The following is a 23,238-nucleotide window of genomic DNA, read 5'->3' as shown; positions in this document are numbered from 1 at the left end:
CTTAGTACTGGTTCATCCACGCCGGCTGGCGGGTGCGCGACTCACGATCGAGCTTGCGCATACGGAACTCGAGGTCGTAGAGGTCGGTGGCTTCTGCCAGATACGCATCGTTGCGCTCTTTGACGCGCTCGTCGGCAGACTTCGTGAGGAAGAGGAAAAGGCGGCTCAGGAGATACATGGTAACCTCGACGGTGTAAGGGTTAACACCTAAGTACAAACCCGATTGTACGGGAAAACCCTGAGCCTCACCACCGAATCTTTATTCTGATGCTGCTGCGCAACATGCGCGGCTCAGAATCTCGTCGCCGCGCTTCGTTCCGCCGTCTCCGCCGCGCCCACCCGGCGTTGTCGACGGAAAAAGTCCCAGATCAAAGCGCTGGCATCCGGCCCCTTCGCCGAGTGGAACGGCACCGAGTCGTCGCCGCCGCTCCAGGCGTGTCCCAATCCGCCGATCCGGTAGACGCTCACCACCCGACGCCCCGCCTGCAGGTAATCGCGCACCACCACGCCCGCCCGACGCTCCTCGCGCAATTGACCGTCGCGGCGCGCCCCGCGTGCGTCGACCAGACCGTTCAGGCGCAAGAACTGGACGGCCAGTTGCTCTGCGTTCACGGCTGCGACAACAGGATCGTCGTCGCCCTGCAGGATGATGGCCGGCATGCCGGGGTACGTGGACACGTCGACGGCCTTGTCCACCAGCGCCACGGGGTCGTGCCGGGAGCCGCGCCGCATGACGTCCATGGCCGTAATGCCGGAATGTGCTTCGCCGAACATGGGCCCCGAATGAAGCGCCACGGCCGCGAACCGCTCGGGGTAATGCGCCGCGAGCAGCGTGGCCAGCCCGGCGCCTGCCGACAAACCCGCCACGTAGACGCGCTCACGATCGAAGCCGTGCTGCTCCACCAGCGATTCCACGAGCGAATCGACGGCGCGTGCCTCCGCGAGGCCCGTATGTTCGCTCGTGTCGTACCAGTTCCAACAGCGATGGGCATGCGCGTGCTTCGATTGCTCCGGGTACAGCACGGCGAACCCGTACCGGTCGGCCAGAAGGTTCATGCGCGAGCCCTCGGCGAACTCGTCGATGGACTGCTTGCAGCCGTGGAGCATCACGACGAGGGGCATCTGGGTCGTCGGGCGGTCGGCGGGAACGTAGAGACCGTAGGACAGATGATTCACGAGCCGGCCGGCCGGGACGGGTGCCGAATGGAAAGAACGCGTCCACTGCCCGGTCGCCCATGCTGCTGCGCGCGGCCGCACGCGCGACTCCCTTGCCGGCGGCGTGCCCCGCGTGGTCGGCTTGCGCACCTTCACGGCCGGCTTGGCGGCGAGTTTCGTCGTAGCTCTTGCCGGCGTTGCGGCACGGGCCGGGCGCAGCCCCGTGCGTTTCGTCGTCTTGCGAATGTGTTCGCTCTGGATGGCGAGGAGGCGCTTCAAGCCGCCCAGCCAGATTTTCGTGAAGCTTTTGGTCATCGGGAACCTCGTAAAAGGGACCGATCTTCCGGCCGCCCGCTGCGCCGCAGCGCCGGGAAGTCGCATGTTGTGCGTTGCACAATAACACCATTCCCGGTCCGTTGCTGACCGTCAATGCGCCCGCCTCGCGACCCTTCTTCCTCGTCGTCACGGCTCAGCCGGTGTGACTTGCCGCACGGGCGCAGGCGCCCAGCCAGAGGCCCATTCGACCGCCGGCACCCTTGCCCCGCGAGCGGCGGCTATACTGGAGCTTATGCATTTAACGTGTTGTCGTCGGATGAAGCGGCTTACGCGTTATTCAAGTGATGAACCTGCCCTGAACGCGCCCGGTCGCCCGACGTCATGCCAGAGTTGCCTTCCCACCTGTGGTACCTGATCACCAGCTTCGGCGGAGCCGGCCTGACGCTGCCGCTGGCGCTCGCCATTGGGCTGTGGCTGGCGTTCGGGTACTCGTGGCGCCTCGCGGCGGGCTGGCTCGTGCTGCTCGGCATCGCCATCGGCATCGTGACGGTGACGAAGATTGCCTTTCTCGGCTGGGGCGTCGGCATTCGCGAGCTTGACTTCACCGGCGTGAGCGGGCACGCCATGCTTTCTACTGCCGTCTATCCCGTTGCCTTTTTCCTCGTGCTGTTGCGGGCGCGGCCCCCGCTGCGGATTGCCGGTATTGTGGCCGGCATCGCGGCCGGCGCCGCCGTGGGGCTCTCGCGGGTCGCGCTGGAAGCACATTCGCCGTCCGAAGCCGTGACGGGCTGCTTTGTCGGCGCCCTGACGGCGCTCGCTTTCATCCGATGGGCGTGGCATGCGCAGCCTGGGCGGCTGTCGGTGTCCGCTGTCACGATCAGCCTCGCCATCCTCGCCTTCACGCTACATGACGTGCGCGTGCCCACCCAGCGCTGGGTCACGCACATTGCGCTCAAGGTGTCCGGCCATGAACGGCCGTTCGTGCGAGCCAAATGGAAGGCCGGGCGCTACGACCGGGCGCCGGCCGCGCCGGTCTCGCAAACCAGCAACACGCTTTCGCCCCAGCCTTTCGAACCGGTCTGACGCGGCCGGGTCGCGCCTCGCGTTTCGCATGCCGAAGCCCCGAATGGCGATCAACCCCGCGCCGCGGCGGCCGGAGCGCCTATCGTGGCCGCCCCGGCACTGCGGCCGCTGAATCTCAATCGCTCACGCCCAGAATCACACTCGACGCCTTGAAGACCGCAATCGCCTTCACGCCGTCGTGAAGCCCGAGCGCATCCACACTTTCGTTCGTGACGATTGCCGTCACCACCGGGCCACCGTCAAGCTGAAGCGCGGCCTCCGAGTTCACCGCGCCCCGCTTGACCCCGCTCACCGTGCCGCGCAGCTGGTTACGCGCCGAGAGCTTGACGGGCTTGCCGTCGTCCACGAGCAGCATCACCCACGACGCCTTGATGAGCGCAAACGCCTGCGCCCCCGGCGTCAGGCCCAGCGTTTCGGTGCTCTCGTGGGTCAACACAGCCACGATGGTCTGCCCGCCGGGCAGTTCGAGTTCCACTTCGTCGTTCACGGCTCCGCGTGTCACCGCCGAGACCTTGCCGTACAGCTGGTTGCGTGCGCTCGTCTTCATGCCGATTCTCCCAATGAGTTGCCAGTCGTCTACAAAATTTTCGATTGCTTCGCCTGCGCGTTCGAGAAACCGCCGGTGCTCCCGCTCCACCGCGCGAAACGTGGCGATCAGCTTCGTCGCGCGCGGCGTGAGCGTCGTGCCGCCGCCGCCCTTGCCGCCCGTCGCCCGCTCGACGAGTGCCTCGCCCGCGAGGTTGTTCATGGCGTCGATGGCGTCCCACGCCGCCTTGTAGCTCATGCCCACCGCCTTGGCCGCGCCCGTGATGGAGCCCGTCTCGCCGATCGCCGCGAGCAGCGCGATGCGCGACGCGCCGCCGAGCGTGTGCTCGCCGGTCTGAAACCAGACGGAGCCACCCAGTTCGAGCGGCTCGCGCAACGAACGGCCGGAGCGGGAGGAACGGGACGAGCGGGCAGGACGAGCGGTACGCGAAGTCATCGGCGCAAGGCAAAAAGGGGGAAAGCGTGGCGGAAGGAACGGCGGGCATGATGCGGACGCCGGCCGATTATAGCCACGCACCCTATGACGGCCCGCGCCCGCGTAACGGCGCTCATCCGTCGCCGCCCACGATCTTCGGCGCATCGAGGTCGCGCAGCAGCCGCTCGCCTTCCCGCGCCGTGTAACGCTTGACCGCCTCGCACCAGCCGCGCGCGAAGCCCTGCTGATACGCATCCACGTGCAGCTCGTCGAGATACCCGAGCGCCACCGCCGCGTCGTTGCCGTCGCCCAGCACGCTCTGGATGCGCGAGAGCGTCTTCGCCACCTCCACGCGCGTCTTGCGCGACACGATGGACTCGAAGAACTCCAGCGCGTAGCGCAGGCGCTTGGCCTCGATGCGCACGCTATGGCGCGCCTTCTCGTCGATGGTGGTCAGCTTCGGCGTCTCGACGAGCCGGCGATACGGCTTGCGGATGCGCTTTTTGGCGTGCTTCGCGAGCGACTGCCGCGCGGCGTTGGGTGGCGCCTCGCGTGCCAGCAGCGCGGTCTGCCATTCGAGCCACGCCAGCGCGAGGTTCGCGTAGCGCCGCGACGCCATGGCTTCCTGCACCTTCGCACGCGCGGCAAGGCGCTGAACGTCGGCGGCCGCGCGCGTGGCTGCCCAGCGCGAGGCGTCGCCGTCCGCATCGGCCAGCGCCGGCAGCGTGGAATCGACGAACACGTCGCGATCGCGCGCATTGCCAAGCAGTTTGCCAAGCCACTTCAGGTCCGGTTCGATGCGTTCGGTCCACGCTTCGTCGGCCCAACCCTTGAAGAGACGCATGGCCGTGCGCAGACGCCGTTGCGCCACGCGCATCTGATGGACGAATTCGGTGTCCGCGGCTTCGCGCACGCCGGTCTCGTTGCCGAACCAGTGCCCGGCGATATTGCGTCCGATGATGGCGAGCGCCTCGCGCTGCGTACGCGCGCCCGTCAGATCGACACTTCCCGCGCGCACCGCCGCCAGCGTCCCGCCCACACGCTGGCGGCAGGTGCGGTCGGTGTAATCCGTCAACTGCACGAAAGCGGGCAGCGCGGCCACCGCGTCGCGCGCGGCTGCGAAGAGCGCCTGCCACGCGGTAGAAGGCACAGCGGCGTCCGGCCCGTCCGCGGGCTCCTCCGGTAAGGCAATCGCGAGGCGCAGCTCGTGGACGCACGGCTCGGCGCGCTCCGGCGGCCCCATGTCGGCGTCGAGCGTCACGTCGATCACAACGTCGTCGGCGCGCGGCCACCTCCAGCGGGCGCGAGCAAACGCGAGCGTCGCAGCGGGTTTCAGTTCGCCCGCCGCCACGAGCGCTTCGCGAAACGCGGCGGGAGCGCTGTCGAAAGAAACGGCTGCGAGACCGGCGGGGCGCGGCATGGGATCGAGCGGTACAGGTACATCCAGCGGTACGTCGAATACCGGCGAGCGGATCATGACGCCCGGCGAGAACGGCTCGAAATGCGAAACGGTGGCGCGCTGCGCGTCCGCGGAGGCTTCGATCGCCACCCGCCAGCCGTCGCGCGCCAGCGCGCCGCCGCTGTCGAAGCAAACGCTTTCGATGCGGACCACAGCCTCGCCGTCGGCCCGTTCGAGTTGGGGCAGCGCTTCGCCGAACGATTGCACGAACGATGGCGCCTTGGCGCGCCGTCGACCGCCGTCCTTCTTTTGACCGGCCCAGTCACGGGCCGCCGGTACAGCGATATCCAGCACGATCTCGACAAAACGAGCCATGAATATTTCACCGGTAAGAAATGCGGAGCGCCCTGCCTGCATGACCGCCCGCTTCGGCAAGAATGCCGCCATTGATGTTACACAAGCCGACAGCCGGACAGAAAGACAATGCGCAAGGCACTGCGTTGCTTATGAGCGCACGGCCGCACAGGCCCACAGGCCGCATGACATCCTGGCCGCACCGGGCATGCGGGCGCCGACCTGGCGCGACAGACGAGGCACAATGCCGCGGTGGGACGATGCGCGATACCGCGCCGGTTTGAAAGCGCGCAGGGCCCATTCGTTCCTGTGTGCGTGAACTGCGTCGCACGCACGACGCATCGCGAAGCTACTTTGCAGTTTGCGTAGAAAGCGGCGTGCCCGAGGCTTTCCGCCCACGCCGATGCGCGCGGCCCGCTCTATCCGGATCGCCCCTTTCCATCCCGCGCGCCGCCCCTTACGCGACGCGTCAGTCAGTCTGGGAGCCCTAAATGGCAACGCTGTCCGATATCCGGCACATCGTCGTGCTGATGCTCGAAAACCGTTCGTTCGATAACGTGCTGGGCTACCTCTATACCGACGGACGCGACTTCAACGGCCTCGCCCACGCGCCCGGCGCGGCCAGCGCGGGCCCGGACAACGCGCCCATCGCGCCGTGGACAGCCCCAGGCTCCGCCGCCGCAATGTCGCTGCCGTCGCCGGACCCCGGCGAGTCGTTCGTCGACATCACGCAGCAGCTTTACGGCAATGCTGCGGCCAGCGGCGTGCCGCCCATGAACGGCTTCGCCGCGAACTACGTGAAGCACGGCGGCAACGCGCGCGACATCATGCATTGCTTCAGTCCGCAAGACTTGCCGGCGCTCACCACGCTCGCCAGAAGCTACGCGGTCTCCGACACGTGGTTCGCTTCCGCACCGTGCCAGACCTGGCCGAACCGCTTCTTCGTCCATACGGGAACGGCGAACGGCTACGAGAACAACGACCTCGCCGGCTTCCCGTTCCCCATGCAGACCGTCTTCAACGAGTTGCAGGGCGCGGGGCAGAAGTGGCGCATCTACTTTCACGACTTCTCGCAAGCCGCGCTGCTGCAGCGGCTGTGGCCGTACTTCACGAACTTCCGTGCGTTCGACGAGTTCCTGGAAGACGTCGATTCGAACGACATGCCCGCGTACTCGTTTCTGGAGCCGCGCTACTTTCCGGGCCTCGACATGCCGTGCGACATGCATCCGCCGCACAACGTGGCCTACGGCGATGCGCTCGTCGCGCAGGTGTACAACGCGGTGCGCAACTCGCCGAACTGGGCTTCCACGATGCTCGTCATCACCTTCGACGAACACGGCGGCTGCTACGACCACGTGCCGCCGCCTCCCGCGATACGCCCCGAAGCGCCGCGCCCGGGCCAGGCCTTCGAATTCGACCGCTACGGCGTGCGCGTGCCCGCCGTGATCGTGTCGCCATACACGAAGGCGCAGACGGTTCTGCGACCGGCCGGCCCGCAGCCATTCGATCACACGTCGATCATCCGCACCGTGCGCGCGTGCTTCGGCCTGCAGAATCCGCTGTCGGCACGCGAAGCCTCGGCGCCCGACCTGAGCGCCGCGCTGAACGACTCGCTCGACGTGAACCGCGCGCCCGCGTCGCTGCCCGTCACGATGCCGGCCTCCGCGGCGAACGATCTGCAAGCCGCGCAAAACGCGCAGCCGAACGGCCTGCAAAAGCTGTTTCACCAGATCGCGGAAAAGCTCGATGCGCTGACGAAGCCGGACGTTTCCGTCGAGCAGCATCTGCAAACCGCGGTTCAGCAGACGGCGGCGCAACCGCCGTTCGACCCCGCGACGTTCCCCGCGATCAACGCGGCGCAGGCCGGCGCCTACGCGCGAGGCGTGATGCAGGCGCTGGCGGCTGGGGGTGCAACGCCCCCGGACGGCACCAGCGGCACAGCGAGCACGACAACGACGGCGCCGGGCATCGCGCCGTCACGTCCCAACGGCGCGGGGCAACAGGATCCGTACTTCGGCGGTAGTTGAGCATGCGGGAACGCCTGCCACGCTGAGCGCGTGCCCCGCCATCTTTCTCTATCATCGTTGCGATGCTCCAACGGCGGCGGGGAGCGTCGCCGGTGCGAACCGGCTCCACGCCCTACCTCGCCGCGCCAACCGAGGAACCGCACGATGAACATCGATCTTTCCGGCAAGACCGCCCTGGTCAGCGCATCCACCGCGGGCATCGGGCTCGCCATCGCCACCGGGCTCGCCGAATCCGGTGCCGAAACCATCATCAACGGACGCACTCAGGAATCCGTGGATCGCGCCATCGAAACTATCCGCAAGACCGTGCCGCAGGCGAAACTGCGTCCCTTTGCGGGCGACCTCGGCACGCAAGCGGGCGCAGAGGCGCTCGCGAAAGCCGTGCCCTCGGCCGATATCCTCGTCAACAATCTCGGCGTCTTCGGCCCCGGCGACATCTTCAGCACCGAAGACAGCGACTGGGAGCGCTACTTCCAGTACAACGTGATGTCCGGTGTGCGGCTCACGCGCCAGTATCTGAAGGGCATGGTGGATCGTGGCTGGGGACGCGTGGTGTTCATTTCGTCGGAGTCGGGGCTCAACATTCCGCCCGACATGCTGGCCTACGGTTTCAGCAAGACCGCGCAGCTCAGCATTGCGCGCGGCATCGCCAAGACCGTGGCCGGCAGCGGCGTGACGGTGAATTCCGTGCTGCCCGGTCCGACGCTGTCCGACGGACTGCGCGCCATGGTGGCCGATACCGCGAAGAAGGAAGGCAAGAGCGTGGAACAGGTGGCCAACGAGTTCGTGCTCGCGCATCGCAGCAGCACGCTCATCAAGCGCGTGGCCACCACCGAAGAAGTGGCCAACATGGTGGTGTACGTCTGCTCGCCGCAGGCCTCCGCCACGACAGGCGCAGCGTTGCGCGTGGACGGCGGGGTGGTGGATACGATCGCCTGAGCGACCGTTCACGAGCTAAACGCCTCAACGGCAAACGATGGCCGACGAGCGGCGCACACCACGCCGTTCGTCTCGCCGGCCTCGTCCGCCATCGCCGCAAACCGCGGACGAGCCCGTATCCGCATCACGTCGCGTACTGCGCGATCCCGTTACCGAACGACCAGTTCTCCTTCAGCACCTCGACGAGGTTGATGAACACATCCTCGCGCCGCACGCCTGGGTCGTTCGCCAGGTTCTCGACGATCTGCGCGTAAAGCGCCTTCTTCTGCGCCTCGTTCCGCGAATTCGTGACCGTGAGCTGGATCAGCACAAGGTCGTCGCTACGCTCGATGCCGAGGTAGTGCTTCCCATAGAAAAAGCTGCCTTCGTCGTGCTCGGTGATCGACATGAAGATGTCGTCTTCCGGCACGTTGAAGGTGGCGACAAGCGCGCGCTGAATGCCCTGCGCCAGCGCCTTGCGATACGGCGCCGGCTTGTCGGCGCGAATGGCGATGCGGGTGAACGGCATGATGGCCTCCTGTTGAAAGATCGGATGCTTCCCAGCTTAGGGGCGACCATCCATAATGAACAGGCATTTCTGCCTATTTCATCCATTTCCAATTGAAATGAAAGTTCTCGACCTCGACGCCGTGCGCGCTTTCGTGCTGGTGGCCGACCTGCGCAGCTTCACGCGCGCCGCCGACGCGCTCGACACCACGCAATCCGCCGTGAGTCTCAAGCTCAAGCGGCTAGAGAGGCATCTCGGCAAGCAGTTGCTGGAGCGCACGCCGCGTGTGGTGAAGCTGTCGCCCGAAGGCGGCGCGTTCCTCGCCGCCGCACGCGACCTGCTGTCTGCGCACGAGCGGGCGCTCGGATCGCTCGCCGTAGAGCGCCGCAAGCTCGCGCTGGGCCTTTCCGAACACGTGGCGGATGCCAACCTGCCGCATCTGCTCGCGCGGCTGAACACGCACGACCCGGGGCTCGTGCTGGAACTGCATATGGGCATGTCGGCAGGGCTGCTCGCGCGGTTCGACGAGCGGCAACTGGATGCGGTCATCGTCCGTTACGAACGCGATGAACCGCCGCGCGACGACGCAGAAACGCTGTTCACGGAGCCGATTGTCTGGCTGGGCGCGCCGGACTGGTCGCCGCGACCGGACTCGCCGCTGCCGCTCGCGCTGCTCACGGCGCCGTGCTCGGTGCGGGCCGCGGCGCTGCGCGCGCTGGACACCGCAGGCGTGCCGTGGGCCGAGACCTTCATTGGCGGCGGCGTGACGGCGATCGGCGCGGCCGTGGCGGCAGGGCTCGCCGTCTCGCCGCTAGCGAGGCGGGTGGCACCGCGGGGCCTTGTCGACGTCGGCACGCGGCTGGGTCTGCCCGCCTTACCGGACTCGCGGGTCACGCTGCATTCGCGCGTACGCGACGAGCGGTCGATCGAAACGCTCAGGCTGATCGCGAACGGCCTACAGAATGGATTGCAAGGCGGTTAGGCTGCCTGGTCAGGTCGTGAGCGCGTTCGACGGCTCGCCGGCCAGCCGGAAACGCGTCGGAACGTGGCCACGCGACTGCGCCGGGCCGCGGGCGCGGCCCTCCGCTGCGCTTAGCTCAAGATAGGCGGCAACTCGCGCGTCGGCGGCTTGCCAGCGCCCTGTGCGTGGGTAGGCCGCGTCTGCACCACGAGCCTGGGCTTCCCATGCGGCGCATGCTGCGCGCCCCGTTTAGCGCTAGTGCGCGCCGTCGTGTTTTCGGTGTGATGCCCGCGCGACGCAACGGAAGCGTGCCCCGTCGCCGACACCCCATGGCTTCGCGCGCCACGCTGAACACGAAGATGACCCGCGTGCTTTTCGACATGCCGCACGTGGTCGCGCGAAACGCGCGCATGAGCCACATGAACGGGCGCGCCCGCACGCGCCTTCGCATGCCGCGGAGCCATGCCCCGGCGGTGCGCCGCGACAGGCCGCGCCTGCGCGTCGTGCGCCTCTTGGGGATTCCAGGTTTCGATATAGCGGGGCGAAGCCGCCGCCGACGTCTCCATCGTGCCGATCGCCCATACCGCCATACCGATCCACGCTGCTGCCACTGCTACTGCCGCCTTCACCACGCCTCCTGTTCCGATACCACGCAAACAAACCGGCACCACCCAAATGGCCGAATACCCATTTCGATGCCGGGCCGCGGATTATACCGAATATCCCTTTGCAACCATCCACATATGGACTAATATGCAAATACAGTTCAATTCAGGACTCACCCGGAATTTCATCATGTCCAGAGCCGCTCATGCCACGCGTTCGGACCCGCCACTTCCTCGTGCCGGAACGCAACCCACGCTGACGGAAATGTCGGCGGCCGGACTGCGCGCGTTTTTCAACATCGCCCGCGACTGGGATCTTTCGGCCGACGAGCAGATCGTCCTGCTCGGCTCGCCCGGCCGCTCCACCTTCTTCAAGTGGAAGGCTTCGCCGCAAACGGCGCGGCTGGGCCGCGACACGCTGGAACGGCTTTCGCTGCTGCTCGGCATCTACAAGGCGCTGCAGATCCTGCTGCCTCAGCCGGCCGCCGCGGACGCGTGGGTCAAACGCCCCAACAGCGCGCCGCCGTTCGGCGGACGCCGTGCGCTGGACCGCATGCTCGCCGGCAACGTGAGCGACCTCGTCGCCGTGCGGCAATATCTCGACGCAATGCGAGGCGGATGGGCGTGACGGCACCGAACTGGCAAGATCGCTGGCCGGTTGCGTCGCTCGACTGGTCGCCCGCGTATCGCGTGATTCCCACGCGCTTTCCCGCAGTGAACCTGTTCGATCGCGTAGCCTCGTCCGACGACTTCGAGGCGCTCTACGCGCTCGAAGCCATGACGAACGACCGCCTGCGCACCGAAGTCGGCGAACTGGACCTCGTGCCGCGCGAGGAGCGTCGCTTCGGCCCCGGCTACGGGCCCATCATGGCGGCGTTCACGCATCTGAACCCGCTCGGCAGCCGGTTCTCCGACGGCAGCTACGGCGTGTTCTATTGCGCAAAAGAGAGGGAAACGGCCATCGCCGAAACGCGCTATCACACGAGCCTGTTTCTGGCCGCCACCGCCGAGCCGCCCATGCGGCAGCAAATGCGGCTCTACACCGTGCTCGCGCAAGGCAACGTTGTGGACCTGCGTCAGCACGAGGACGCGGGACTCGACCCCGCCGTGCTATCGCCACACGACTACGCCGCGGGCCAGCAATTGGGCCGGGCCGTGCGGACGGCGGGCGCGCCGGGCATCGTGTATCCGTCGGTGCGGCGCGCGGGCGGCCAGTGCCTCGCGGCGCTGCGCACCACGCTGCTGCGCGACTGCCATCACGCGGCGTATCTCGAATACAACTGGAACGGCAAAGCCGTGGACGTGGTGTTCGAACTGAACCAGGTGGGCTGAGAAAGCCGTGCGTGGCGGCGACTCGCGCCGCACCCTCTCACCGCGCGCAGCGCACGCCACCAAGACTCAACGCACTGCCGTTTCCGTCAAGGCAACGCCATTTCCGCCGCGCCTTCGGCGCGCGCCGCCTCCACCGTCACCGACCATCTATGCGCCGTGCGCGCCTGCACGATGGTCAGCTTGCCGCCAGGCCCGAACGCGCCGGTATCGATGAACACCTGCGAGCCGATCTGATGGATCTGCCGCATCGGCGTATGGCCGCAATACGTGAGCGAAAGGCCCGCCTGCCGATGCGACTCGCCCATCGACATCGCCAGTTCGCGGCCCCACAACAGGTGTTGCCGGGCGTCTTCGTCGAAATTGCCGGCATCGAGCGTGGTGTCGTCGCCGAAGAACTCCGCATGCAGGATGTTGAAACGCTCCGCGCCGCTGCCCACCACGCGCGCGAGCGGCAAGGTGCGCAGCTTGCGCGCGTAGAGCTTGAGACGCCCCTCAGGCACGGTGGCGCCCCAGGCGCCGCCAATACCGTACCAGTAATGCCGCGGCAGCCGGCCCTCTGCGACGGCGCACAGCGTGTCCTCGTGATTGCCGAGCACCGCGTAGAACCAGGGCTTGTCGAGCAGCGCGAGCGCCTCTTCCGACTGGGTACCGCGGTCCACCAGATCGCCCACCGAAAAGAGCCGGTCGCGCGTCGGGTCGAAGTCGATTTCGCGCAACAGGAAGCGCAGCGCGTCCACGCAGCCGTGCAGGTCGCCCACGACAAAGTCGCGACCCACGCGGTTGCGTTCGTGATGTTCGACGACAGGGACAAGGGTGGAGGTCATCTACCCATGATAGTGCGCCCGCCACATCGCGTATGCGCGCTGACGATCTTTTCCCACCATCTGCGCAACGCGCTGGCGAGCCTGGAAAGGCGCCTTGTCAGCCGAGGCTTTTCCGCATCGCTCAATACGCTGCCCAACGTACGTCGCACGTTAGAATCGCCGCGTCGCGACCGCGCCTTGCAGCGTTGCGTTCGCCGAACCCCACACTCTGCTTTCAACGCGCCTATGACCTTTTACCCGCAAGTGCTGCGCAACCGTCCGCGTCTGGTCGCGGGCGCCGTGATCGGCCTCGTGGTCGGCCTGCTCGTGCCGGGCACCGCACGGCCCATGATCAAACTGCTCGTGGGCTGGGACAGCGGCCTGTGGGCCTATCTCGCGCTCATCTGGACGCACATGGGTCTCGCCCGTCATGCGCGCGTGCGCGAGATCGCCCAGCAGGACGACGAAAAGGCCAGCATCGTGCTAGCCGTCGTGTGCACGGCGACGGTGGCGAGCATCGCGGCCATCGTGCTCGAACTGGCTTCCGCGAAGAATCTCGGCACGGCGTCCACCATCGAGCACTATCTGCTCACCGGCGTCACGCTCATCGGCGCGTGGTTTCTCATTCCCACCATTTTCGCGCTGCATTACGCGCGGCTCTTCTACGGCTCCGATTCGCCGCAGCCACCGCTCGCGTTTCCCGAAGACAACCCCGAGCCGGACTACTGGGACTTCCTGTACTTCTCGTTCACCATTGCCGTGGCTTCGCAGACCGCCGACATCGGACTGCGCGGCAGCAGCATGCGCCGCGCGGTGCTCGCGCAGGCACTGCTCTCGTTCTACTTCAACGTGGCCGTGCTCGGCCTGTGCGTGAACATCGCGGCGGGCCTGCTCGGCTCGTAAAGCGCGGCGGCGCATAACGGGGTCAGCAGCAGGACCGGCAGCACCGTCATCAGCCGTGCGCCGGCCCGTGTAAAACGCGCCCTCGCAGCGCCAGTTTTACCGCGCGACCTTCGCTCGCGCGTCCTTCCTCCGTCTCGGTTCGTTCGTTGCCGGCCTTCGGCGCCCCTTGCGCGGCGCAGGCCGTTCCTCTCGTGCGTCGTTCGGGTGCCGTTGCGCACGAACGCTTTGGCACGTCCCTTGCTGTCTCAACGCTGCCGACGGAGCACGCCGGCAGCCGCGAATGCGACCGCTCACGCGGCCCCAAACACGGCCGGAAATGCTCCGGCGACACGCCGTTGTATGAACTACATTTGACGAGTACGCGCACGGCCCCGAGCAGCGCGGGTACTCGCCTCCCTGCAAGCCCAACAGGCGTTGTGATCGCACGGTTGTGCATCCACACGCACGAAGAAACTGGGATACGACCGATGGAACTTCCCCACGCCTATGCGCCGCGGATCTACTTCGCTCACTCCGTTCTTGTCGGGCCATTCGAAGCGTGGCCTGCCCAGTTCGCCCATGCCGCCGCGCTCGGGTTCGATCATGTCCTGATCGGCGGATTGCTCCAGCCAGGCCGGGCCGGACACGCGCTGATCGTGAGCGATCACGCGCGTCTTCATCCCGTCTTCGACACCGTGCAGCCCGCAACGGAAGCGCTGCACGAACTCGCCGATGTCGCCAGTGAACACGGCCTCACGCTGCTCGCGGATCTCGCGATCGATCGCGTGTCCGCCGACGGTGCGTTGTTCGCCGCTCACGCCGACTGGTTTCATCCGTTCGAAAGAGAGGAAGCGCGGCTCGATCCGCGTCATGGCCATCGCGACGACAACGTGGCCTACGCGAACTTCAGCGCGAGCACGGCAAGCGGCGAAGGCCCGCTCGTGGACTGGTGGGCGCAGCAGTTGATCGCGCTGGGCGAGGCGGGCGTGGGCGGCTTTCGTTTCGATTCGCCGCATTGCGTGCCGGCTGCGGTGTGGCGGCGTCTGATCAGCCAGGTGCGTGCACGCGTGCCGTCCATGCGTTTTCTCGCGGCCACGCCAGGGCTCGCGCGTCATGACGTGGCCGCGCTGGAAGGCGTGGGCTTCGACAGCGTGTTTTCGTCGCTGCGCTGGTGGGACTATCGTTCGAGCTGGCTCACCGAGGAGCACGCCGCGCTGCGCCGCGTGGCCGCGCCCATCGCGTTTCCGGAAGCGCCGTACGGCACGCGTCTGCGCAACGACTTCGCGGACGCCGCGGACGCAAGCATCGTCGAGCGCGCCTATCGCCGTGCGTTGTACACGGCTGCCGCCGTCGGCACGGGCTGGCTCATGCCGATGGGCTTCGAGTACGGCGTCGCGGAGCCCATCTCACTCACGCGCGGCAACGCCGGGCACTTCGCGCACGCGTGCACGAACGCGTCGTTCGATCTCACCTCGCATGTCGCCCATGCCAACGCCTTGCAGCGCGACACCGTGGCGCTCGATACGACCGGCGAGCTACGTCTGCTGAGCAGCCCCGGCGCGCCCGTCGCGGCGTTACTGCGCGGCGACCACGCCGACTTGCGCGACGCGCAGGAAGGCGTGCTGATCGTCGTGAATCCCGAACTGGCCGCGCCGGTCCACGCCGATCCCGCGCGCTTCCTCGATGGCGTGCCCGGCGCCTTGACGCGGTTTCTTCCGCTCGACGCCGTAGCTTCTGCACGCGGTGCGTTCGCAGGCCCTCAACCCGATACCGATGCCGATGCCGATACGGCGACGGTGTCCGAACCCTCGGCACACGCATCGCAGGCCACCACCGACGCGCCCGCCACGCGCGCAGCCATGCCGAAGAAGACCGCCGCAACGAGCAAGCCATCGAAGGCAAAGAACTCGAGCGCCAACGTCGCGAGCACCGCACAGGTATCGACGAAGGCGAAGGCCCGCGCGCATCCCAACACCACCCTGCCCCAGCCGCTCGCCGCATTCACGCTGGCGCCCGGCGCGTGCCGGTTGTTCGCCGCGGTGGCCGATCCGCCCGTGAATCTCGCGCCGCCGCTCGACAAGCCGAAGGACCGCAAGAGCGGCCACAAGACCGTGTTGGATGCCATTGCCGCGCCGCGTATCGCCATCGAGAGCGTGTCGCCCGCCGTGGATCACGGCCGCTTCGTCGCCAAGCGCGTGGTGGGCGAGCGCGTCGAAGTGAAGGCCGCGATCTTCGCCGAAGGTCACGACCGCATCGCCGCCGCCGTGATCTGGCGCGCCGCCGACGAAACCGCCTGGCACGAAGCGCCCATGACGACCGCGCAGCCGGCGGGCACGGACCTGTGGACCGCCCGCATTCCGCTCGAACGCGTAGGCCGTCATGAGTTCACCGTGATCGCGTGGCGCGACGACTTCGCTTCGCTCGTCGATCACGTGCAGAAGAAGCTGCACGCGGGCCAGTCCATCGACCTCGAGTTGCAGGAAGGCGCGCATCTGCTCGCGCTCGTGCTGGCCGAAGCCGAGACCGCCGAAGGCGCGGACACGGCCGCGCTCGAACGCATCGTCAAGCACTACGCGAAAGCCAATGGCGACGATCGTCGCGACCTGCTGCTTGCGCCCGTCACCGCAGCGGCCGTTGCGGCTGCGCGGCACCGGCCGTTTCTTTCGCGCGATCCACAGATCTATCGCATTGACGCCGAACGTGCCGAGGCGCGTTTTGCGAGCTGGTACGAGATCTTCCCGCGCTCCATGAGCGACGACGAATCGCGCCACGGCACCTTCGACGACGTCATCGCCAAGCTGCCGCGCATTCGCGACATGGGCTTCGACGTGCTGTACTTCCCGCCCATTCATCCCATCGGCCTTGCCAATCGCAAGGGCCGCAACAACACGTTGAACGCCGGGCCCGACGACGTAGGCAGCCCGTACGCCATCGGCGCGGCGGAAGGCGGCCACACCGCCGTGCATCCGCAGCTGGGCACGCTGGACGACTTCCGTCGCATGCTGGCAGCCGCGCACGCGCACGGCCTCGAAATCGCGCTCGATTTCGCGATTCAGTGCTCGCCGGATCACCCCTGGCTCAAGGAGCATCCCACGTGGTTCGCGTGGCGTCCGGACGGCACGCTGCGCTACGCGGAGAATCCGCCGAAGAAGTATCAGGACATCGTGAACCCCGACTTCTACGCGCACGACGCAAAGCCCGACCTGTGGCTCGCGTTGCGCGACGTGATCCTGTTCTGGATCGACGCGGGCGTGCGCATCTTCCGCGTGGACAATCCGCACACGAAGCCGTTGCCGTTCTGGGAATGGATGATCGGCGACGTGCGCGCGCGTCACCCCGACGTGCTGTTTCTCTCCGAGGCCTTCACGCGTCCGCGCATGATGTACCGGCTCGCGAAGATCGGCTTCTCGCAGTCGTACACGTACTTCACGTGGCGCGAGTCGAAGCGCGACTTCACCGAGTACCTCACGGAACTCACGCAGACCGAGGTGCGCGAATTCTTCCGCCCGAACTTCTTCGTCAACACGCCGGACATCAACCCGCGGCATCTGCAGTCGTCCGGGCGCTCGGGCTTTCTGATTCGCGCAGCGCTGGCCGCGACGCTCTCGGGCCTGTGGGGCGTGTATAGCGGCTTCGAACTCTGCGAGGCGCGCGCGCTGCCCAACAGCGAGGAATATCTGGATTCGGAGAAGTACCAGCTGCGCGCATGGGACTGGAACCGGCCCGGCAACATCGTGGCCGAGATCGCCGCGCTCAACCGCGTGCGCCGCGCGAATCCGGCGCTGCACACGCATCTCGGCATCACGTTCCTGCCCGCGCACAACGAGCACATCCTGTGTTTCGAGAAGGCCACCGAGGCACGCGACAACGTGATCGTCGTGGCCATCAACCTCGATCCGTTCAACGAACAGGGCGCCGATTTCGAACTCTCGTGGCACACGTTCCACCAATGGAACCTGGACGACCACGCTCGCCTGAAAGTGGTGGAGGAAACGAGCGGCGAGCACGTCGAATGGCACGGGCGCTGGCAGCACGTTCGGCTCGATCCCGGCCGGCGACCGTTTGCGATCTGGCGCATCGAGCCGGCGCAAGGCTTGCCGCGCGTGGAGCCGCCCGAGCCCGAGCCCGAGCCGGGCAGCGAAGCCGCCGACCTCACCCGCCACCCCGAACTCAGCCCGAATTTCCCGAACGAAGGTGCGACATGAAACGTGACGACACTCCTGCGGGTACGTTGCAGGTCCGCGCCGCCGGCGCCGTCGAAACGCAACCGCAAGCCGTGGCCGCGGAGGCGCGGCAAGCCGGCGCGCGCAAGGCGCGGCGCAGCCACACCTCGCAGCTTTCCGACGACCCGCTCTGGTACAAGGACGCCGTGATCTACCAGGTGCACGTGAAGTCGTTCTTCGATTCGAACAACGACGGCGTGGGCGACTTTCCGGGCCTGCTCGCGAAGCTCGACTACATCGCGGGGCTGGGCGTCACCGCGATCTGGCTGCTGCCGTTCTACCCTTCGCCGCGCCGCGACGACGGCTACGACATCGCCGACTATCGCAACGTGCATCCCGACTACGGGCATCTCTCGGACGTGCGCCGCTTCATTCAGGAAGCGCACGCGCGCGGCATTCGCGTCATTACGGAACTGGTCATCAACCACACCTCGGACCAGCATCCGTGGTTCCAGCGTGCGCGCCGCGCGCGGCCCGGCTCGAATCATCGCAACTACTACGTGTGGTCCGACAACGATACGAAGTACGCGGGCACGCGCATCATCTTCATCGACAGCGAGCCTTCCAACTGGACGCATGATCCGGTGGCAGGCGCCTACTACTGGCACCGCTTCTACTCGCATCAGCCCGACCTCAATTTCGACAACCCGGCCGTGATGCGCGAAGTGCTGCAGATCATGCGCTTCTGGCTCGACATGGGCATCGACGGGCTGCGGCTCGACGCCGTGCCGTACCTCGTGGAACGCGAAGGCACCACCAACGAGAACCTGCCGGAAACCCACGCCATCCTGAAGAAGATTCGCGCCACCATCGACGCCGAATACCCCAACCGCATGCTGCTCGCCGAAGCGAACCAGTGGCCCGAAGACGTGCAGGAGTATTTCGGCAACGAAGACGAATGCCACATGGCGTTCCACTTCCCGCTCATGCCGCGCATCTACATGGCGATTGCGAGCGAAGACCGCTTCCCGATCATCGACATCATGAAGCAGACGCCGGATCTGCTGCCCAGCTGCCAGTGGGCCATTTTCCTGCGCAATCACGACGAACTCACGCTGGAGATGGTCACGGATTCCGAGCGCGACTACCTCTGGAACACCTACGCGAGCGACCGCCGCGCGCGCCTGAACCTCGGCATCCGCCGCAGGCTCGCGCCGCTCATGGAGCGCGACCGCCGCCGCATCGAACTCATCAATTCGCTGCTGTTTTCCATGCCGGGCACGCCCGTCATCTACTACGGCGACGAACTGGGCATGGGCGACAACATCCACCTGGGCGACCGCGACGGCGTGCGCACGCCGATGCAATGGTCGTCGGACCGCAACGGCGGGTTCTCGCGCGCCGACCCCGAACAGCTCGTACTGCCGCCCGTGATGGGCTCGCTCTACGGCTTCGATGCCGTGAACGTGGAAGCGCAGAGCCGCGACCCGCATTCGCTGCTCAACTGGACGCGCCGCATGCTCGCCACGCGGCGCGCGAAGCAGGCGTTCGGGCGCGGCACGCTGCGTTTTCTGCGCCCGAACAACCGCAAGATCCTCGCGTACCTGCGCGAGATGCCTGGCGAGCCGCCCATCATGTGCGTCGCCAATCTGTCGCGTGCGCCGCAGGCCGTGGAGCTCGACCTCTCCGAGTTCTCGGGCATGGTGCCCATCGAAATGACCGCCGATTCGGTGTTTCCGGCCATCGGCCAGTTGCCGTATTTGCTCACCTTCCCGCCGTACGGCTTCCTGTGGTTCCAGCTCTGCACGGGCGACCAGCGGCCCGCGTGGAGCCAGCCCATGTCAGAACAGTTGCCCGAATTCGTCACGGTGGTGATCCGCGAAGGTCAGACCGGCGCGACGCCCGAAAACATCCGCCTGCTCGAATCCGAAGTGCTGCCATCGTGGCTCTCGCGACGCCGCTGGTTCGCATCGAAAGACCAGAAGCTGCGCGCCGTGCGCCTTGCCGCACTCACCACGATTCCCGAAGGCGGCTTCGCGTTCACGGAGATCGAAGCAGATCTCGGCGACCACACCGAGCGCTACGTGCTGCCCATCGCCATCACCTGGGGCATGGACACCACCACGCCGCTGCACATTCAGCTGGCGCTCGCGCGCGTACGTCGCGGACGCACCATCGGGCACCTCACGGACGCCTTCGCGCTGCCGCTCTTCGCGCACGGCGTGCTGCGCAAGCTGCGCCAGCGCGCGGCCGTGCCCACGGTGCAGAAGAGCGAGATCCGCTTCATTCCGACGGAGCGCTTCAGCGAACTCGACGCGCTGGGCGAAATGCCCGAAGTGCGCTGGCTCGCCGCGGAGCAAAGCAACAGCTCGCTCGTGATTGCGGACACCGCCGTGCTCAAACTCGTGCGCCGTCTGATGCCGGGCGTGCACCCCGAAGCGGAGATGAGCCGCTACCTCACGCACGTGGGCTACGCGAACACGCCGCCGCTCTACGGCGAAGTGGTGCGCGTGGACCCGCAGGGCGTGCCGCATACGCTCGCCATCCTGCAAGGCTATGTCGACAACCAGGGCGACGCGTGGAACTGGGCGCTCGACTACCTGCGCCGCACCATCGACGAACTCGCGCTCGCGGCGGCCAACGGCAGCGACGGCGAGCCGATCACGGGCAGCGAGAACGAAGCGATAGAGGGCTACCGCGCGTTTGCCGGCGCCATCGGCAAGCGTCTGGGCGAACTGCACGTCGCCCTTGCTTCACCCACCGACGACCCCGCCTTCGCGCCCGAGCCCGCAAAGCCCGAGCACATCGCCGCATGGATAGAAGACACGCAGACCATGCTGGCCAGCGCGCTCGACGTGCTGGCCCAGCAACTCGGCCCGAACAGCACGCTTTCGCCCGACACGCGCGAAATCGCGCAAAGCCTCATGGACCGCCGCGCCGCACTCACCCAGGCCGTCGCCAACCTCGTGCCGCTCGACGCCGTGGCGTGGCGCACGCGCATTCACGGCGACTTCCACCTGGGTCAGGTGCTGGTGGCCCAGGGCGATGCGTGGCTGATCGACTTCGAGGGCGAACCGGCGCGCCCGCTCGAAGAACGGCGCGACAAGTCGAGCCCGCTGCGCGACGTGGCGGGGCTCTTGCGCTCGCTCTCCTATGCGAGCGCCGCGGCGCAGCCCACCACCGAAAACGCGCCGCAACAGACCGCCGACCGCAAGCGCGCGCTCTTCGAACGGTTCCGCGGCTACGCCATGGAGAGCTTCCTCAGCCACTATCGCGCGGCAGTGGCTGAGTCGCGCATTCCGCTCGTTTCCGCGGCGCACGAGCAGGCGCTGCTGGACCTGTTCCTGATCGGCAAGGCGGCCTACGAAATCCGCTACGAGGCCGCGAACCGGCCGACGTGGATCGGCCTGCCGGTGCGCGGGCTCGCCGCCATCGCGAGCCGCGTGCTCGGCGATACGGGCGCCTCGGGCGAGGCCACGACCAGCACGCCGAACACGCCCAGTGGAGACGATCATGAGTGAACGCGATCCCTCCGCCGGCCTGCACGCAGTGGACGTGGAAGCGATCGTCGACGCCCGCCATCCCGATCCGTTCTCGCAACTCGGCCTGCACTGGACCGACAACGGTCCCGCCGTGCGCGCGATGCTGCCCAACGCGGCGCGCGTCACCGTAATTGCGCGTGCCGACGGCCGCGTGATCGGCGAACTCGCGCCGCTTCATCCCAACGGCCTCTTCGCGGGCTTTGTGGAAGAAGCTGTGCCGTACCGGCTGCGCATCGACTGGCATGGCGTCGAGCAGGAAATCGAAGACACGTACTCGTTCGGCCCGATTCTCGGCGAGGAACCCTTGCAGCGGCTCGCACACGGCGACCCGTATGCGGTGCTCGAATGCCTGGGCGCGCGGCCCATGGAAGTCGACGGCGTGCCGGGCGTGCGCTTCGCGGTATGGGCGCCGAACGCGCGGCGCGTCTCCGTGGTGGGCGACTTCAACTCGTGGGACGGGCGCCGCCACCCCATGCGGCTACGACACAACGCGGGCGTCTGGGAACTCTTCGTGCCGCGCGTCGCGGCCGGCGCGCGCTACAAGTACGAGCTGCTTTCGCGCGAGGGCCATCCCCTGCCGCTCAAAGCGGACCCGTGCGCGATGCAGACGGAGCGGCCGCCTGCGACGGCATCGGTCGTGGCGAAGGTGGACGAGATCGAAGGCTTCGCCTGGACCGATCACGAATGGATGCAGTCGCGCGGCGCGCGGCAGACCGCGCAGCAGCCGTTGACCATCTACGAGGTCCATCCCGAATCGTGGCTGCGCGTGAACGAGGAAGACCGGCGCGGCCTCACGTGGCCCGAGCTGGCGGAGCGGCTCATTCCGTACGCGAAGAGCATGGGCTTCACGCACATCGAATTCCTGCCCATTGCCGAGCATCCGTTCGGCGGGTCCTGGGGCTATCAGCCGCTTGCGCAGTTCGCGCCTTCGGCGCGGTTCGGTTCGCCCGAGCAGTTCGCGGCCTTCGTGAATCGCGCCCACGAAGAAGGGATCGGCGTGATTCTCGACTGGGTGCCGGCGCATTTTCCGAACGACCCGCATGGCCTCGTCTCGTTCGACGGCACGCCGCTCTACGAACACGCCGACCCGCGCGAGGGCTATCACCAGGACTGGAACACGATGATCTACAACCTGGGCCGCAACGAGGTCAGCGCGCACCTGGTGGCGTCGGCGCTCGCGTGGCTCAAGCGCTATCACGTCGACGGGCTGCGTGTGGACGCGGTGGCGTCCATGCTCTATCGCGACTACTCGCGCGCGGCGGACCAGTGGGTGCCGAACATCTACGGCGGGCGCGAGAACCTCGAATCCATCGCGTTTCTCAAGCGGCTCAATCACGAGGTGCGCTACGTGCCGGGCGCACCCGGCGCGATCACGGTGGCGGAGGAATCCACGGCGTGGCCCGGCGTCACGTCGCGCATCGAAGACGGCGGACTCGGCTTCGACTTCAAGTGGAACATGGGCTGGATGCACGACACGCTCCACTACATTCACGAAGACCCGGTGTACCGGCGCTACCACCATCACAACATGACCTTCGGCATGGTCTACGCGTATTCGGAGCGCTTCGTGCTGCCGCTTTCGCACGACGAGGTGGTGCACGGCAAAGGGTCGCTGCTCGGCAAGATGCCCGGCGACCGCTGGCAGCGCTTCGCGAACCTGCGCGCGTATTTCGGTTTCATGTGGGCGCACCCCGGCAAGAAGCTGCTCTTCATGGGCGGCGAGTTCGCGCAGATGGCCGAGTTCGATCACGACGGCTCGCCGCATTGGCATCTGCTCGACGACCCGCTGCATCGTGGCGTGCAAAAGCTCGTGCGCGACCTCAACCGCCTCTATCACGACGAGCCCGCGCTCTACGCGCTGGACAGCGACCCGGGCGGCTTCGAATGGATCATCGGCGACGACGCGGCAAACAGCGTGTTCGCCTGGCGCCGCGTGGACGGCGCGGGCCGCGAGATCGTCGTGGTCTGCAACTTCACGCCGGTGCCGCGCGAAGGCTACCGCGTAGGCCTGCCGCGCGCGGGCCGCTGGACTGAAGTGCTCAACACGGACGCGGCGCTGTACGGAGGATCGAACATGGGCAACGCCGGGCTCGTCGTGACGGAAGACATTGCGAGCCACGGCAAACCGCAGTCCGCCGCGCTCGTGCTGCCGCCGCTCGCCACGATCGTGCTGCGCGCGGAGCCGTGAACAGGCTCGCTGAAGCGAAACACAGCCATGCAAACGCCACACGCCGGGCGCCGCCCGCTGCACCACTGAACAACTGACAAG

Annotated in this window: 16 protein-coding genes; 10 read left to right on the top strand and 6 right to left on the bottom strand. The window is 67.1% G+C overall.

Annotated features, from left to right (window positions below; genetic code table 11):
* Window position 1: 1 nt before the first annotated feature.
* Both U0042_RS04665 and U0042_RS04660 read right to left on the bottom strand, forming a co-directional pair.
* Window positions 2-178: a DUF3563 family protein gene (locus U0042_RS04665; protein WP_114812888.1), complete on the bottom strand. Its 177-nt coding sequence runs from the start codon at window positions 176-178 to the stop codon at window positions 2-4.
* 113 nt (window positions 179-291) lie between these two features.
* Window positions 292-1,470, bottom strand: a complete 1,179-nt coding sequence (locus U0042_RS04660; protein ID WP_114812886.1) for a PHB depolymerase family esterase — start codon at window positions 1,468-1,470, stop codon at window positions 292-294.
* A 342-nt stretch (window positions 1,471-1,812) separates the two neighbouring features.
* On the opposite strand from U0042_RS04660, the gene U0042_RS04655 reads away from it, so the two are divergent.
* Window positions 1,813-2,514 (top strand): phosphatase PAP2 family protein, encoded by a 702-nt coding sequence (locus U0042_RS04655; protein ID WP_114812884.1) that lies wholly within the window; start codon window positions 1,813-1,815, stop codon window positions 2,512-2,514.
* A gap of 115 nt (window positions 2,515-2,629) precedes the next feature.
* On the opposite strand, the gene U0042_RS04650 is transcribed toward U0042_RS04655, so the two are convergent.
* Both U0042_RS04650 and U0042_RS04645 read right to left on the bottom strand, forming a co-directional pair.
* Window positions 2,630-3,496: a TOBE domain-containing protein gene (locus U0042_RS04650; RefSeq protein ID WP_232833472.1), complete on the bottom strand. Its 867-nt coding sequence runs from the start codon at window positions 3,494-3,496 to the stop codon at window positions 2,630-2,632.
* A 112-nt stretch (window positions 3,497-3,608) separates the two neighbouring features.
* Window positions 3,609-5,249, bottom strand: a complete 1,641-nt coding sequence (locus U0042_RS04645; protein WP_157977868.1) for a CHAD domain-containing protein — start codon at window positions 5,247-5,249, stop codon at window positions 3,609-3,611.
* 470 nt (window positions 5,250-5,719) lie between these two features.
* Between U0042_RS04645 and U0042_RS04640 the strand changes: the two genes are divergently transcribed.
* Together U0042_RS04640 and U0042_RS04635 are read left to right on the top strand one after the other, a co-directional pair.
* A complete protein-coding gene (locus U0042_RS04640) occupies window positions 5,720-7,255 on the top strand; it encodes an alkaline phosphatase family protein (RefSeq protein WP_114812879.1) in 1,536 nt (511 codons plus the stop codon).
* 144 nt (window positions 7,256-7,399) lie between these two features.
* Window positions 7,400-8,194, top strand: coding sequence for an SDR family NAD(P)-dependent oxidoreductase (locus U0042_RS04635; protein ID WP_114812877.1), 795 nt, complete (start codon window positions 7,400-7,402; stop codon window positions 8,192-8,194).
* Window positions 8,195-8,318: 124 nt separating this feature from the next.
* Here the strand turns inward: U0042_RS04635 and U0042_RS04630 are convergent, their stop codons facing one another.
* Complete coding sequence (locus U0042_RS04630; protein ID WP_114812875.1) at window positions 8,319-8,702, bottom strand: tautomerase family protein; 384 nt, start codon at window positions 8,700-8,702, stop codon at window positions 8,319-8,321.
* Between the two features lie 97 nt (window positions 8,703-8,799).
* Here U0042_RS04630 and U0042_RS04625 point away from each other — a divergent pair, with 97 nt between their 5' ends.
* The 3 genes from U0042_RS04625 to U0042_RS04615 all read left to right on the top strand — a co-directional run bounded on the left by U0042_RS04625 (window position 8,800) and on the right by U0042_RS04615 (window position 11,579).
* The gene (locus U0042_RS04625; protein WP_114812873.1) at window positions 8,800-9,663 is read left to right on the top strand and encodes a LysR family transcriptional regulator; all 864 of its coding nucleotides are present in this window, start codon (window positions 8,800-8,802) and stop codon (window positions 9,661-9,663) included.
* A 774-nt stretch (window positions 9,664-10,437) separates the two neighbouring features.
* The gene (locus U0042_RS04620; RefSeq protein WP_114812869.1) at window positions 10,438-10,875 is read left to right on the top strand and encodes an MbcA/ParS/Xre antitoxin family protein; all 438 of its coding nucleotides are present in this window, start codon (window positions 10,438-10,440) and stop codon (window positions 10,873-10,875) included.
* Complete coding sequence (locus tag U0042_RS04615) at window positions 10,872-11,579, top strand: RES family NAD+ phosphorylase (RefSeq protein WP_114813075.1); 708 nt, start codon at window positions 10,872-10,874, stop codon at window positions 11,577-11,579. The genes U0042_RS04620 and U0042_RS04615 overlap by 4 nt, the downstream gene beginning before the upstream one ends.
* An 86-nt stretch (window positions 11,580-11,665) precedes the next feature.
* Here U0042_RS04615 and U0042_RS04610 read toward each other — a convergent pair whose 3' ends face one another.
* A complete protein-coding gene (locus tag U0042_RS04610; RefSeq protein WP_114812867.1) occupies window positions 11,666-12,403 on the bottom strand; it encodes a metallophosphoesterase in 738 nt (245 codons plus the stop codon).
* A 225-nt stretch (window positions 12,404-12,628) separates the two neighbouring features.
* Between U0042_RS04610 and U0042_RS04605 the strand changes: the two genes are divergently transcribed.
* The 4 genes from U0042_RS04605 (at window position 12,629) to glgB (ending at window position 23,157) form a co-directional block, all read left to right on the top strand.
* The gene (locus U0042_RS04605) at window positions 12,629-13,285 is read left to right on the top strand and encodes a DUF1345 domain-containing protein (RefSeq protein ID WP_114812865.1); all 657 of its coding nucleotides are present in this window, start codon (window positions 12,629-12,631) and stop codon (window positions 13,283-13,285) included.
* A gap of 467 nt (window positions 13,286-13,752) precedes the next feature.
* Window positions 13,753-17,469, top strand: coding sequence for a maltotransferase domain-containing protein (locus U0042_RS04600; RefSeq protein ID WP_114812863.1), 3,717 nt, complete (start codon window positions 13,753-13,755; stop codon window positions 17,467-17,469).
* Window positions 17,466-20,948: a maltose alpha-D-glucosyltransferase gene (gene treS, locus U0042_RS04595; RefSeq protein ID WP_114812861.1), complete on the top strand. Its 3,483-nt coding sequence runs from the start codon at window positions 17,466-17,468 to the stop codon at window positions 20,946-20,948. Before U0042_RS04600 ends, treS begins: the two co-directional genes overlap by 4 nt.
* The gene (glgB, locus tag U0042_RS04590; RefSeq protein ID WP_114812859.1) at window positions 20,941-23,157 is read left to right on the top strand and encodes a 1,4-alpha-glucan branching protein GlgB; all 2,217 of its coding nucleotides are present in this window, start codon (window positions 20,941-20,943) and stop codon (window positions 23,155-23,157) included. Before treS ends, glgB begins: the two co-directional genes overlap by 8 nt.
* The last annotated feature ends 81 nt before the right edge of the window (window positions 23,158-23,238 follow it).

The organism is Paraburkholderia kururiensis (assembly GCF_034424375.1).
Lineage (GTDB): Bacteria > Pseudomonadota > Gammaproteobacteria > Burkholderiales > Burkholderiaceae > Paraburkholderia > Paraburkholderia kururiensis_A.
Note: the sequence above shows the minus strand (reverse complement) of the source record. Positions and strands in the feature narration are given on the sequence as shown.

What these genes read in the sequence shown, in the direction of transcription:
- glgB (WP_114812859.1), top strand. Translation starts at nt 20,941, where the DNA reads ATGAGTGAACGCGATCCCTCCGCCGGCCTGCACGCAGTGGACGTGGAA.
- U0042_RS04655 (WP_114812884.1), top strand. Translation starts at nt 1,813, where the DNA reads ATGCCAGAGTTGCCTTCCCACCTGTGGTACCTGATCACCAGCTTCGGC.
- U0042_RS04665 (WP_114812888.1), bottom strand. Translation starts at nt 178, where the DNA reads ATGTATCTCCTGAGCCGCCTTTTCCTCTTCCTCACGAAGTCTGCCGAC.
- U0042_RS04635 (WP_114812877.1), top strand. Translation starts at nt 7,400, where the DNA reads ATGAACATCGATCTTTCCGGCAAGACCGCCCTGGTCAGCGCATCCACC.
- U0042_RS04630 (WP_114812875.1), bottom strand. Translation starts at nt 8,702, where the DNA reads ATGCCGTTCACCCGCATCGCCATTCGCGCCGACAAGCCGGCGCCGTAT.
- U0042_RS04660 (WP_114812886.1), bottom strand. Translation starts at nt 1,470, where the DNA reads ATGACCAAAAGCTTCACGAAAATCTGGCTGGGCGGCTTGAAGCGCCTC.
- U0042_RS04650 (WP_232833472.1), bottom strand. Translation starts at nt 3,496, where the DNA reads ATGACTTCGCGTACCGCTCGTCCTGCCCGCTCGTCCCGTTCCTCCCGC.
- U0042_RS04620 (WP_114812869.1), top strand. Translation starts at nt 10,438, where the DNA reads ATGTCCAGAGCCGCTCATGCCACGCGTTCGGACCCGCCACTTCCTCGT.
- U0042_RS04640 (WP_114812879.1), top strand. Translation starts at nt 5,720, where the DNA reads ATGGCAACGCTGTCCGATATCCGGCACATCGTCGTGCTGATGCTCGAA.
- U0042_RS04610 (WP_114812867.1), bottom strand. Translation starts at nt 12,403, where the DNA reads ATGACCTCCACCCTTGTCCCTGTCGTCGAACATCACGAACGCAACCGC.
- treS (WP_114812861.1), top strand. Translation starts at nt 17,466, where the DNA reads ATGAAACGTGACGACACTCCTGCGGGTACGTTGCAGGTCCGCGCCGCC.
- U0042_RS04600 (WP_114812863.1), top strand. Translation starts at nt 13,753, where the DNA reads ATGGAACTTCCCCACGCCTATGCGCCGCGGATCTACTTCGCTCACTCC.
- U0042_RS04605 (WP_114812865.1), top strand. Translation starts at nt 12,629, where the DNA reads ATGACCTTTTACCCGCAAGTGCTGCGCAACCGTCCGCGTCTGGTCGCG.
- U0042_RS04625 (WP_114812873.1), top strand. Translation starts at nt 8,800, where the DNA reads ATGAAAGTTCTCGACCTCGACGCCGTGCGCGCTTTCGTGCTGGTGGCC.
- U0042_RS04645 (WP_157977868.1), bottom strand. Translation starts at nt 5,249, where the DNA reads ATGGCTCGTTTTGTCGAGATCGTGCTGGATATCGCTGTACCGGCGGCC.